This is a genomic window from Chryseobacterium sp. BGA-UO-ETr-SB22, assembly GCF_059567885.1.
Genome location: NZ_JCAQOV010000002.1, coordinates 44,977 through 57,527 on the forward strand (window position 1 = coordinate 44,977; position 12,551 = coordinate 57,527).

At 36.2% G+C, this 12,551-nt stretch carries 15 protein-coding genes; 2 read left to right on the forward strand and 13 right to left on the reverse strand.

What is annotated here, in order from left to right:
- Nucleotides 1–153: 153 nt before the first annotated feature.
- Nucleotides 154–918, reverse strand: a complete 765-nt coding sequence (locus tag AC57AW_RS01410) for an enoyl-CoA hydratase/isomerase family protein (RefSeq protein WP_318849212.1) — start codon at nucleotides 916–918, stop codon at nucleotides 154–156.
- Nucleotides 919–1,172: 254 nt separating this feature from the next.
- Here AC57AW_RS01410 and AC57AW_RS01415 point away from each other — a divergent pair, with 254 nt between their 5' ends.
- Nucleotides 1,173–1,724 carry a phage tail protein gene (locus AC57AW_RS01415; RefSeq protein WP_496350564.1) on the forward strand — a complete coding sequence of 184 codons (552 nt, stop codon included), beginning with the start codon at nucleotides 1,173–1,175 and terminating at the stop codon, nucleotides 1,722–1,724.
- Nucleotides 1,725–1,763: 39 nt separating this feature from the next.
- Complete coding sequence (locus tag AC57AW_RS01420; protein ID WP_496350565.1) at nucleotides 1,764–2,585, forward strand: T9SS type A sorting domain-containing protein; 822 nt, start codon at nucleotides 1,764–1,766, stop codon at nucleotides 2,583–2,585.
- 76 nt (nucleotides 2,586–2,661) lie between these two features.
- Here the strand turns inward: AC57AW_RS01420 and AC57AW_RS01425 are convergent, their stop codons facing one another.
- From AC57AW_RS01425 to AC57AW_RS01480, 12 genes are all read right to left on the reverse strand, one after another.
- The gene (locus tag AC57AW_RS01425; protein ID WP_496350566.1) at nucleotides 2,662–3,357 is read right to left on the reverse strand and encodes an SMUG2 DNA glycosylase family protein; all 696 of its coding nucleotides are present in this window, start codon (nucleotides 3,355–3,357) and stop codon (nucleotides 2,662–2,664) included.
- 2 nt (nucleotides 3,358–3,359) lie between these two features.
- Nucleotides 3,360–4,136 (reverse strand): DUF4241 domain-containing protein, encoded by a 777-nt coding sequence (locus tag AC57AW_RS01430; protein ID WP_496350567.1) that lies wholly within the window; start codon nucleotides 4,134–4,136, stop codon nucleotides 3,360–3,362.
- A gap of 165 nt (nucleotides 4,137–4,301) precedes the next feature.
- Nucleotides 4,302–4,463 carry a bacteriocin-like protein gene (locus AC57AW_RS01435; protein WP_167497914.1) on the reverse strand — a complete coding sequence of 54 codons (162 nt, stop codon included), beginning with the start codon at nucleotides 4,461–4,463 and terminating at the stop codon, nucleotides 4,302–4,304.
- Between the two features lie 133 nt (nucleotides 4,464–4,596).
- A complete protein-coding gene (locus tag AC57AW_RS01440) occupies nucleotides 4,597–5,322 on the reverse strand; it encodes an XAC2610-related protein (protein WP_496350568.1) in 726 nt (241 codons plus the stop codon).
- Nucleotides 5,323–5,423: 101 nt separating this feature from the next.
- A complete protein-coding gene (gene paaZ / locus AC57AW_RS01445; RefSeq protein ID WP_496350569.1) occupies nucleotides 5,424–7,919 on the reverse strand; it encodes a phenylacetic acid degradation bifunctional protein PaaZ in 2,496 nt (831 codons plus the stop codon).
- A gap of 8 nt (nucleotides 7,920–7,927) precedes the next feature.
- Nucleotides 7,928–8,200, reverse strand: coding sequence for a hypothetical protein (locus AC57AW_RS01450; protein WP_496350570.1), 273 nt, complete (start codon nucleotides 8,198–8,200; stop codon nucleotides 7,928–7,930).
- A 14-nt stretch (nucleotides 8,201–8,214) separates the two neighbouring features.
- Entirely contained in the window at nucleotides 8,215–9,042 is an 828-nt protein-coding gene (locus AC57AW_RS01455; RefSeq protein ID WP_496350571.1) for an alpha/beta hydrolase, read from the reverse strand.
- Nucleotides 9,043–9,061: 19 nt separating this feature from the next.
- Complete coding sequence (locus tag AC57AW_RS01460; RefSeq protein WP_318849221.1) at nucleotides 9,062–9,655, reverse strand: acyltransferase; 594 nt, start codon at nucleotides 9,653–9,655, stop codon at nucleotides 9,062–9,064.
- 133 nt (nucleotides 9,656–9,788) lie between these two features.
- A complete protein-coding gene (pcaF, locus tag AC57AW_RS01465; protein WP_496350572.1) occupies nucleotides 9,789–10,994 on the reverse strand; it encodes a 3-oxoadipyl-CoA thiolase in 1,206 nt (401 codons plus the stop codon).
- A 61-nt stretch (nucleotides 10,995–11,055) separates the two neighbouring features.
- Nucleotides 11,056–11,751, reverse strand: a complete 696-nt coding sequence (locus AC57AW_RS01470) for a DUF6624 domain-containing protein (protein WP_496350573.1) — start codon at nucleotides 11,749–11,751, stop codon at nucleotides 11,056–11,058.
- Between the two features lie 31 nt (nucleotides 11,752–11,782).
- A complete protein-coding gene (locus AC57AW_RS01475; protein WP_236851732.1) occupies nucleotides 11,783–12,196 on the reverse strand; it encodes a PaaI family thioesterase in 414 nt (137 codons plus the stop codon).
- A 5-nt stretch (nucleotides 12,197–12,201) separates the two neighbouring features.
- Entirely contained in the window at nucleotides 12,202–12,510 is a 309-nt protein-coding gene (locus tag AC57AW_RS01480) for a hypothetical protein (RefSeq protein ID WP_496350574.1), read from the reverse strand.
- Nucleotides 12,511–12,551: the final 41 nt, after the last annotated feature.

Genomic DNA, 12,551 nt, shown 5'->3' on the forward strand with positions numbered 1-12,551 from the left:
ACCAGAAATAAACAATAACATGAAATAAAATAAAAATAACGCAATTCAATATTAAAAAAACTTTAAGGCATAAAAAAATCCGGCGAAACAAATGTTTCGTCGGATCATATATAGATTAAAATTCTATTGCTTTTTAAGAAGTGACAAAGAAAATTATTTCGCTCTCAACTTTTCTTTAATAGACTCAATATTTTTCTTTGCCGAATCTTCCAGGATAAGACTTGCACTCATATGAATTCTTGCTGGCATCAATTCATTAAAGTGATCCGTACCTTCCCATGAAACTTTTTTAATTAACGCTAAAGCATCACTGCTTCTGGACGCCAAAGTCTGTAAAAACTTATCCAGTTTCTCATCCATCTCCTGAATAGAATCTGATACAGAATGGTAGACATTATGCTGCTCAGCCCATTCAGCAGATCTGAAGTCTGCATCAATTGCCATAGCAGAGAATTGTGACTTTCCTATTTTTCTTTCTACATAAGGTCCTATTACAAAAGGTCCTATTCCAAGATTGATTTCAGTAAGTGCTAAAGCTGAATCTTTTGTTGCAAAACAATAATCTGCTCCACAAGCAATTCCAACTCCTCCTCCAGTTGTTTTTCCCTGAACTCTTACCACTACAATTTTCCCACAGTTTCTCATAGCATTCAAAACTTTTGCAAAACCACCAAAAAATTGTGTGGAAGCTGCCAGTTCTTCAATAGCTAAGAGCTCATCAAAACTAGCTCCCGCGCAGAAGGCTTTCTCACCTGCACTTTTAACTAAAATAGCCTTCACCTCATCTTTCGCCCCCTCTTCAAGGATGGTTTCTGCCAGCTTTTCTAAAATTGCTCCCGGAAGAGAGTTACTTTTGGGTGTTCCGAAACTGATCTCAGCAATATTATTTTTAATTTCTGATGCTACAAATTCGCTCATTTTTATTTTTATTGGGTTCTTACAAAAGTACGAAATACAGCTCTTTCAGAGAAACTTAAAGATAATAATTTCCATTAAGACATCCTTTTATAAGATTTCCTTTACGTAGAAATACGCAATCTTCAATTTGGTATTTTCTACTCTAGTACTCCCTGCGTATTAGTTGTTCCTTTGGCTTAGAAATAATAACCAAAGGCGGAATCTGAAAAGCCCATAAAAAGAGTAAGAGAATTTAAAACTAAAAAATCATTACCATGGAAGAGTACATTGGAATTGTAAAATTATTTGCAGGAAATTTCGCACCTAGAGGTTGGATGTTTTGCGACGGAAGTTTAATAGCTATTTCAAGAAATTCAGCTTTATTCTCTATTTTAGGAACAACTTATGGTGGAGACGGTATTACCACCTTTGCTTTACCTAATTTAAAAGGACGTATGGCTTTGGGAGCTGGAAATGTAAATGCTAACCAGTTTTATCCTTTGGGAGTGGTATCCGGTACTACACAGAATACCCTTTTAACTTCAAATCTTCCAAGCATTGGAGGCGGGTTTCAACTGAAAGTAGCTAATAAAAATGCCAACTCATCAACTCCTACTGCTGCATCGTCTATTGCTATCTCAGGAACACAGGTAGGAAGAGATTTCAATGTGGTATCCAGCTTTGTAAATGATTCTAATCCTGATACCGTGATTAACGGGCAAAGTATTTCTTTTGTAGGACAAAATTTACCAGTGAATAATATGCCTCCTTATCTGGGTTTAAATTATATCATCTGCGTTGAAGGTATTTATCCTCCTAGGGATTAATATTCACAATAACCTAATATTTAAAACAAAAAAAACATCATGAAAAGCACTACTTTTTTAACAATTTGTAGTCTGCTCATTTCAATTATCTCATTCGGGCAGACCAGTACAGAACAATTTGAAACGGAATCGAACGGAAGTACAAGCTTCACTGACAATGGAGTTATTTTCAACATCATTTCACATGTAAGTGTTTTTGACATTCAGGGAAATTACCCGGGAACAGGCTGGAGCGGAACAGGAAATGATAACAGATATATTGATAATTCCAATGACACTCAGACTCCGCCATCATTCAGCATTAAAACTACTTCAAATTTATTTAAAGTAAACAGATTCTGGATGTATCTTTCAGCATTGAACCTTGATCTTAATGTATCAGGAACTCTGACTGTAACCGGAAAACTAAGTGGAGTAACAAAATTTACCCAAACAAAAACTACAGGCTTTGCAACAAGCTTAGGGACTACAAACGGATATACTCTGATTGATCTTACCAACTTAAACGGTCAAAATTATTCCAACATCGTGATTGACGAACTGCAGATCACTGCGAGCGGAGCATTCCGATATGTAGGCTTAGATGCCTTCACCTGGGTAAAAGACAGTAACATTGTATTGGGCACTTCAGAAGTCAAAAGCACTCAAAAAAACCTGACTGTTTATCCTAACCCAACCAATGGACCTCTTTCTATTACTACAGAAAAAGCCACGGAAGCTAAAATCTACAGTGTAGATGGTAAAATGCTGAAAACTGTACAAACTCAAAGAGGAAATAATGAAATCAATATTTCAGAGCTTCCAAAAGGAGTTTATATTATCAGAACAGCAACAGAATCAACTAAGGTTATTAAAGATTAATATCAGGAAATCTCACATAAGTTCCACATTCTCATAAAGATTCTAATTCATGAATGACAAATCCCTTGATTATTTATCAAGGGATATGTTTTTTCAATGACAGAATATACTTGTCTATATAAAGCTGCTTCTCTTTTGATTTGTACTGCTGAATATATCTGGGATGTTCCAGAACAGTCATCACATCAAACAGTTTTGCTTCTTTGTTTAGTTTTGAAATAAAGTCAGCATTTTTTTTACCCAGGACAAATACCTCCGAGGTATCCAGATTGAGACTGATATGTTTCTTCAGAGATTCAATCATAAAGCTTTTTACAGCTTCGAACAGTTCTTTATCATCATAATAATTGGCGTTGAGCCATCCGTTTTTTGTTTTTCTTACGATAGCCAACGGAAACGGGGAGTTGATATAAACATCTTTATAGAAAAGATCAGCACCGCCGTATTCTTCAATCATATCATACATAAAAACGGAAGAAACTTCATGGGTACGGGCAGATTCCATTTTTATTTCACAAACACTTTCGAGTCTTTTAGTATCGGTAAACGGAACGCCTGTGACACCTGCCCCGTGGCGGCTTGGGTTAATTCCAATCATGAATTTTCTCTGAGAAGAATCATTATAATATTTATGATAAAACTTCTGCATAACTATCAATGTTTCGGGATTATCCAAATAGGGGTTCAGAACTTCAAAGCCATCGGGAAGATTTCCTGTATAGCTAAGATTTTTATTGAACTCAATGACATGGTCCGCAAAAGTTGTATTCATATTTAGTTTTTAAGGAAAACAAAATTTTCAGCTTGATCGTCATCACCATCCTCGTCTTCATCCTCATCTTCGTCACTTAAAGCCAATTCAATATCGATAAATTGAATGTACAAACCACAAATTTCTTCGTTAGCATCATACGCAAAGTAAACAGGATAAGTACCATCACCAAAACCACTTGCAAACATTGGAATCTGATAACTGGTACCAGGAATCGTCCAATTGATCCAGTCTCCTGCTTCTCTCTGATTGTTGGGATTAGCTTTGTAGCTTTGTGAGAAAAGGTCAGCGAAATAATCATCATAAACATTGTCAACATCTATTTCACCTACAAATTTATCTACAAAAGGAAGTACTTCTTTATCAGTAATACATCCCAAACCTGCATCTACAGCGAAACCAAAATAATCATCTTCAGCTACGCCCTCCAATTCTTCAATTCCCACCAAAGCTTCTCTGTAAATAACCGGTTTTTCTTGGGTAAATTCAACTTTTACAACAGCATATCTGTCTCCCCAATCTTCGGATTTTACTACAGCAATAGTCACAGGAAAATTTCCTTTCGGAGCCTGAATAAAATAAGGTGATTGGTTCGCATTCAGGGAAACCAGCGGATCTCTTACCACCACTTTTCCAGAAGGAAGGGAAACACTTCCGATTTCCATCGTCTCCATTTTCTGTCCCAGAATTTCATCCGAAGTAAAATAGGTCTCCAGATCCGTAGGACAAACCATAATATTTTTCACTTCTTCCCATTTTTGCATCCAGCTTTGGTTCATAGTATTCTATTTTTTGAATTAATTTTAAGTTTGAAAATAATAAATAAATCCAAGGACATCAAACAGGACAGGATTTTTAACAAAAGATTATAAAAATAAAGCCACAAATCACAGTGAATTGCAGCTTTATATATTGTTTTAAATTTAAAAAATTAATTATAAGAGCTAAGAATCGGCACATATATAACATGCTCTTGCAATATCAGGCCATCTTCCAGGGAGGCAACAGCTTCCGGGAGGACAAGGATTAAGGACACAAGACCAGTTTGGCCCGGCTCCTTTAAGAGATCTCAACTCGTGTCTTGAAAGTTTTTTTAAGTTTTTCATTGTAATCAGTTTTGATATTCTCTCCTACTCTATATGCTTTTCGGATTTCGCCTATTAAAGTTAATCATTTTTAAGCAAAAGGAATATAACTAACTGAAATAATGAGCATTCCCATCTATATAAAATAAACCTATTAATATTCTAAAGGTTTGTAATTTCTAAAAGTCTTATAAAAGTCTTCATCATTTCCTTTGAATATTTTTTCTTCAATAATTTTAAACTTACCTGTAGAATCTTTTTCTTCCACCACTATTTTATCAGAAACATCTACTCTTGCAAATTCATATAAAGAATCTTTTTTAATTTTTAGAAATGCCGTTGTGGTAGAACCTGTTAAAATCAATGAATTGATACAGTTTAGTTTTGAATTAAAACTTAGGTTTGGATAATTATCTGAATTTTTGATGTGAATAAAATCTTTATTCTTTGGATTATATACAAACAAAGTCATCACTATATTTCCTCCTCTTCCAGCAACTCCGCTTTGATAAGTCACATCATTGAAGCCATCATTATTGAAATCACTTATCTGAACATCCAAACCGGTTATTCCATCTTTATCAAATTTAAAACTATTTGTAAGAAACCAGAGATCAACATCTGTTTCCTGACCTTTCACCCATTTCTTTTTTGATTTATAAAAATTAATTGAAACAAATACATCTCCATTGCCTGTGTGTCTATACTTCTCAAATTCTACTTTGGTTTTTCCTTTTGTTCCAGCATTTAAACTATCAACAAATTTCTCTTCAGAAAAATATCCTTCTTTGTCTGGTTTAGGATTTCCCGAGCAGGAAAAAAAGAGTAAAATTGAAAAAGTCCAAAGGACAATGGTAACAAAGATTTTTAAAGATTTCATGATTAAAAAAATATTTCTGAATTTATATCTTTCCGGTTATATTTAAAATAAAAATCCCTTCCAATTTAAAACTGAAAGGGAAATTTTATCATTATTTTGAATTAAATCAATCCAAACTGCAGGAAGTGATGAGTAAAATGTTTTTTATGCATTAGTTCCCACATTTCTTTATTCAGTTTTCCGAATACATAATTCATATGTTCTGCCTGTGGATTTTCTTTGTAATAGATTACAAATTTCTTCAGGTTATCCATAAACGATTGTTTTGCAACTTCCAGATTTCTGTGTGTTGGTTCTGGAAGTGAGCCATCCTGTGGAAGGAACGGAGCCGTAAATTCTTTCGGCATTGCTCTGTGATTGTAAAGAGAATCCTGCCATTTTTCAAGATGTTCTTCAGGAGTAAAACATTTCTCTGCTTCTGGTTCTCCAAAACTCACCAAGACCGCCTTTTCTAAATGTTCAATCATTTGTTGTGGAGACATTTTCCCCCAAAGTGCAGGTGTACTTTCCGTTAATCCATTCAACATTTTCTGAACATTTTTCACATTCAGATCGATAAAAGGAGATTGTTTTGCCACCAATGTCAGGATCGTTGCCACGCAAACTACCTCATCTCTTTGGTTTACAACTTCAACCAGCCATTTTACAACCCCTGAAGGAATGTTTCTTCCTTTTACTCCTCTGTTAATTTTTTCTTTTGCAGTTAAATAAACAGTGATAGTATCTCCGGCATATACTGGTTTGAAGAAGCTACAGTCTTCCAATCCATAATTGGCAATAACAGGTCCTTTTTTCCCGGAAACAAATAATCCTGCTGCTGCTGAAAGGATGAAATATCCGTGAGCTACCGTTTTATCAAAGATTGTTCCTGATAAACTTGTGGCATCAGTGTGGGCATAGAAATGATCCCATGAAACATTGGAGAAATTAACGATATCTGCATCGGTAACTGTTCTTCCTGCTGTTTCTAAAGAGTCTCCTACTTCTACCTCCTCAAAATATTTCTGGAAAGGATGTTTGTCCGAGAATTTTTTCTCTGCTCCTTGCTGGTAAATTTTAGTAATCGCCTTCAATACATCTGGTGATCCCTGAATGGCTGTTTTCTGTAGGAAGAAATGAAGACCGCTCAGACCTCCCATTTCCTCACCACCACCTGCTCTACCAGGACCTCCGTGCATTAATGTAGGAAGTGGAGAACCGTGACCTGTGCTTTCTTTAGCGTTATCCCTGTTCAGTACAAAGATTCTTCCGTGTTGGGAAGCCATTTTCCATGAAGTTTCAGCGATAAAGTTTTCGTCATGAGAAATGATAGATCCTACTAAACTTCCTTTTCCTCTTTTTGCCAAAGCCGCTGCTTCTTCAGCATCTTTATATGGCATTAATGTAGATACCGGCCCGAAAGCTTCTACATCGTGAGAGATATTTTTTTCGAAAGGCTTGTCGTTCAGGAATAATTTCGGGCTCATAAATGCACCGTTTTCATAGTTTGCATCTACCAGTTCGTGCTTCCCGTCATAGACAAGTTCTGTTTCTGATTTTAATAGGTCTACTTTTCTCAGAACTTCTTCATATTGCTGTCTTCCCACCAAAGATCCCATTTTGGTTTCTCTGCTTAATGGGTTTCCGATTTTAGTCTGATCCAAAGCTTTAGACAAAGCATTTTGAACGTCACCTATTAAATGTTCAGGAACAATAATTCTTCTGATCGCTGTACATTTCTGTCCTGCTTTCGTGGTCATTTCGTTACGAACTTCTTTGATAAATAGGTCAAATTCAGGAGTTCCCGGTTTTGCTTCCAATCCAAGGATAGAACAGTTCAATGAATCTGCTTCCATGTTGAAACGAACAGCATTTCCAGCGATAGAAGGCATTGATTTCAATTTTCTTCCTGTGTGGGCAGATCCTGTGAATAATACAGAGTCTCCGTCTTGTATATAATCCAGAATATTTCCCGGTTCACCACAGACTAACTGCACGGCACCTTCAGGTAATACTCCACTTTCAATCATATCCTGGAATACAGCATTCGTAAGATAAGATCCGAAAGGAGATGGCTTCACAATGGAAGGTACTCCTGCCAATAAGGAAGTTGAAAGTTTTTCCAACATTCCCCACACCGGAAAGTTATAGGCGTTAATCTGTACAGAAACCCCTTCACTAGGCGTTAAAATATGAGTTCCTAAGAAAGTTCCGTTAGCTGAAATTTTCTGAGTGTCTCCGTCTACCCAAAATGAAGTATTAGGAAGCATTCTTTTTGCCAATCCGGAATAGGTAAAGAAAGTTCCGAAACCTCCTTCAATATCCACCCATGAATCAACGTGTGTAGCTCCGGTTTTATATGATAAGTCGTAATATTTTTTCTTTCTTTCCAACAGGTAAAGAGCCACTTTTTTCAACATTTCTCCACGGTCGTAGAAAGTCATTGAAGAAAGGTTTTTGTATCCTACCGTTCTTCCGTAGTCAAGAGCCTGCTCAAAATTAAGCCCTTCAGTATCAGAAACAGCTACCTGCTCTCCTGTAACGGCATTGTATAAAGGAACTCCGCTTCCGGTACCTTCTACCCATTCTCCGTAGATATAGTTTTTTAGTTTTTCCATATAGTTTTTTACTTTTTGCTTAGATTAATCTTTTTAATAAAGTTTCTAATAATCAAAGAAGGAATAAAAAGCGCCAGCCAACCATCTAAAATGATGACAATTTCAACAAATAATGTATAGAAATAATCTTTACGCTTTAGCTTAGCAATTACCTCATCTGATTCAACATGTTCCAAAGCATCTGAAATTCCTATTGACTCTTTTACCAGATAGAACCCTACAGCATTCATAATGATTATAAAAATCAATATTCCGATCCAATATTTTTTCAGAATGTTCATCAAATGAAACTGATTTATTTAGGTTCCTGATAGGGAAACATCTTCACCAATCCTTCATATAAGCTTCTGTGAAGAATGGTTGCATGATTATCTGTTTCCATCATTTTATATTCCAATGTCCAGTTTTTCTTTCCTGCTTTTTTCAAAACATCATAGAAAGCTTCGGCATCTTTTACCATCACCGGATGTTCTCCTTTCCCAACAGAAACATAGACAAATTTCTTGGTATCCGAAGATTTTGAAAGTAATTGAGGAGCCTGTTTTAAAAGACTTTCATCATCCCACCATAAACTTGGGCTAATGATAAAATAATTGTTGAACATTTCCGGTTTCTTCAGCAGTATTTCTGTTGCAAGAAGCCCTCCCAAAGATTGGCCAAAAAGGTATTTATCGGTTGTTTTAAACTGACTTTCCACATAAGGTTTTAATTCTTTTTCAAGGAAAGTAATAAACTTATCAGAATGTCCTGTCGTAGGATAATCTTTCTGTAAGTCTTTTAAATCTGTATGAAAGGTAAAATCCCTCTTCCTGTCTACATTAGCAATTCCCACAACAATAGCTTCCGGCATGGAATACATTTGATTAAAGAATTGTACTAATCCTGTCACGTGAATAAAATCTTCATTCATGCTTCCATCTAACAAATAGATCACTGGATATGTTTTTGTTTTGTCATATCCCTGTGGAAGATAAATATTCAGCGTTCTTTCCTCATTTAAGGTTTTGGACTTAATGGTCCTCACTTCTCCTATTGTAAGCGGTTTTGTCGTAACAGTCTGTGCTGACACTACACTATTCATCGCCAACACCATGCTGCATATAAGTGCAATTTTTTTAATCATATTTAATTTTAAATGGTCATTATTTTATATCATCCCAGATGCTGTAATCAACAATTTTCGTTGGGATCTGCTTAATATATTCTGTAAAAGGCTCACAAGGCAGAATGGCTTCTTTTCCTTCTCTTGCCAGTTCCTGATATAGTTTTGTTCCTTCTGTTTTCCAGTGAATCATTTCGTCAGATACATCACGGATCACTTTTGCTGGGCTTCCAACGATCAGTTTTCTGGGTTCACATCTGAAATTGGCAGGTACAAAAGCTAATGCTCCAACGATACTTTCGTCACCGATATACGCTTTGTCCATTACCACAGAATTCATTCCGATTAAGCAGTTTTTACCAATATGCCCGGAATGAATGATCGCTCCATGCCCGATGTGTGCAGATTCTTCCAGTATGGTTTCTATATTGGGGAAGACATGAAGAGTACAGTTTTCCTGCACATTGGCTCCGTCTTTAATGATAATTTTCCCCCAGTCCCCACGGATTACCGCATTGGGACCAATATATACTTCCTCACCTATTTCTACATTCCCGATAATGACTGCCTGCGGATGAATGTAAGCAGAGGGTTTTATAATGGGACGAATCCCGTGGTATGAGTAGATGTTCATAATTTTTTAATTAAAAAAAATAATTTATCAATGTATCAATCTAACAGTTTACCAATAGATGCTTCGACAAGCTCAGCATGACAATGGAATTGTTACATTGATACATTTTTATATTGTTACATTATTGAAAAAGTTACACTTTTTCAATTACCATTGCATATCCTTGTCCTACACCGATACATAGGGCACACAATGCATATTTTTTATCCTGTTTTTGAAGTTCCATTGCTGCAGAACCAATAATTCTGGCTCCTGAAACTCCCAGTGGGTGACCAATTGCAATTGCTCCACCATTAGGATTTATTCTTGAGTCATCATCGTTTAATCCCAGACTTCTTGTTACCGCAAGTGCCTGAGCTGCGAATGCTTCGTTTAGTTCAATAATATCCATATCTTCCAGAGAAAGATTCAGTCTCTTCAATAGTTTCTGAGTAGCTTCTACTGGGCCGATTCCCATAATTCTTGGCTCTACTCCTGCTACGGATGATCCTAAAATTCTGGCTTTTGGTTTTAATCCATATTTTTTCACGGCTTCTTCACTTGCTAAAATCAAAGCTGCTGCACCATCATTCATTCCTGAAGCGTTTCCTGCAGTTACCGTTCCTTCTTTTCTGAAAGCAGGACGAAGTTTTGCAAGACCTTCCATAGAAGATGTTGCCTTAATGAATTCATCTTTTTCGAAAATAATAGGATCTCCTTTTCTCTGAGGAATTTCAACTTTTACAATTTCTTCTGCCAGTCTTCCGCTTTCCTGAGCTTTTGTAGCTTTCTGCTGGGACCAAAGGGCAAATTTATCCTGATCTTCTCTGTTGATCTGGTGGATATCTGCCAAATTTTCAGCGGTTTCTCCCATTCCGTCAACACCATACATTTCCTTCATTTTAGGATTGATAAAACGCCATCCGAAAGTGGTATCAAACATCTGACTGTCTCTTCCGAAAGCAGCCCCAGGTTTTGACATCACATAAGGAGAACGCGTCATATGCTCTACCCCTCCTGCAATATAAATTTCTCCTTCTCCGGCGGCAATGGAACGGAATGCATTTGCTACTGCAGACATTCCTGAAGCACAAAGTCTATTTACTGTCTCTCCTCCAATTTTATAAGGAAGACCAGCCAATAAAAGTCCCATTCTTGCTACGTTTCTGTTATCTTCCCCCGCCTGATTAGCACATCCGAAAATAACATCTTCAATTTCTTCTACAGGAACTTCAGGGTTTCTTGCCACTACTTCTTTAATAACAATAGCAGCCAGATCATCGGCTCTTACTTCTGATAATCCTCCCTGCAGTTTTGAGATGGGAGTTCTGACATAGTCTATGATGTATACGTTGTTCATAATTTTAATTTGAAAATAGGATAATGCAATAATTTAAAATTATCAAATTCCTCTTTTCTATTTATTTGTTTTTATTTCTTAGTTCTAAAGCCTGTTTTAAAGTATAGGGTTCATATTTGAAGTCTGGCCCATATATTCTTTTGACATTTTCTTCAAAAGTAGAATCGAAACCTGCTTCTTTTCTTCTTTTATTAACATTTTTAAGATCTTTTACAGGCCAAATAAAATTGACAAAGATTTGTTTTCCGTCCTTATCTTTGGTCATTTCACCTTTTCCCTGTGTACCGTAGATCTGCTCTCTATTTTCATTCATCAGATATCGGTCTTCCATCATGGCAACCAAGGTAAACGGAATTTCCTTCTTTTCCCCGGCTTCCTTAATGAGAGGCAAATATTTTCCTATTTTGACTGAATGCTGAATTACGTACCACGCAGCATGGTTTGTAGGTTCTCCCACAAGTGTTTTTCCTGGATAGCCATGTTGAGCAATAATACGTTCGATTGTCTTCATATTCAAACTATCATGTTCTGCCACCATTTCCCATCCTCTCTTCTCAAATTCTTTTTGATCAATATTTAAATCTTTCAGGATCTCATTTCGTTTCTCAGGTGTTGTATCAGAAGTATAAAGCATTCTGAAGCCCTGATCCTCCTTCATGATTTCATCCAGCTCTTTTTTCAAAGCTTCATTTACTTTCTGCTGGGCATTCATCAGAAAAGCTGAAATCCCGAAAAGCAATAGAAATATTTTTCTCATTTTGTTTAATCTGGTGTATGGTTTTAGTTTTTTACAAGTCGGTGACTTTTTTTCCGATTTTATAGACTGTTCCTACAAATTTTGCAATCAGCTCCTGATTTTGATTGGTAATCTGAATGTCATAAACCGCAGTTTTTCTGGTATCATTCACCAAAATACTTTCGGCTCTGAAAACATCGCCTTCTTTCCCAGCTTTGGTAAAATTGATGATACAGTTCAATGCTACTGCAGCATCACCTGTATTGTTGGAAGAAAATGCCAGCGCTGAGTCTGCAAAAGCAAAGGTAACTCCACCGTGAACTGTTTTAAGCCCATTAATCATATCTTTCTTGATAGGCATTTCTATTAAACAGTAATTTTCTTTTACTTCAATCATTTTGATATTCATCCACTGGGAAAAATAATCCTGATTGAACATATAATCTGCTACTTGTCTTGGATTCATTTCTATTATATGTTTGTTATTTCTTCATACAGCTCATCAGATAACCTGTCGTACACACTCATTGTTTTACCCAGAATGATTTGTTCGTATGAAAGATTTTCTGAGTCTGATGAATTTTCAGAGGGATAGGATTCATTTACATCAATTCCATTTTCGTTGGCTAATCTTTTGATCAGTTCTTTATATTTCTCATTAAACTTTCCCAAAAGCTCAAGTCTTTCCTCAGCATTGACAGAGGAAGCTTCCTGAATTAAGTATTGTTTCTCAATTAAAAGTCTGGTTTCCAGCTCAGCTCTGAATTCATCTATATTCATGAAGTTTTTTTGATATAATAATCTACTTGAGAGATGCTTCG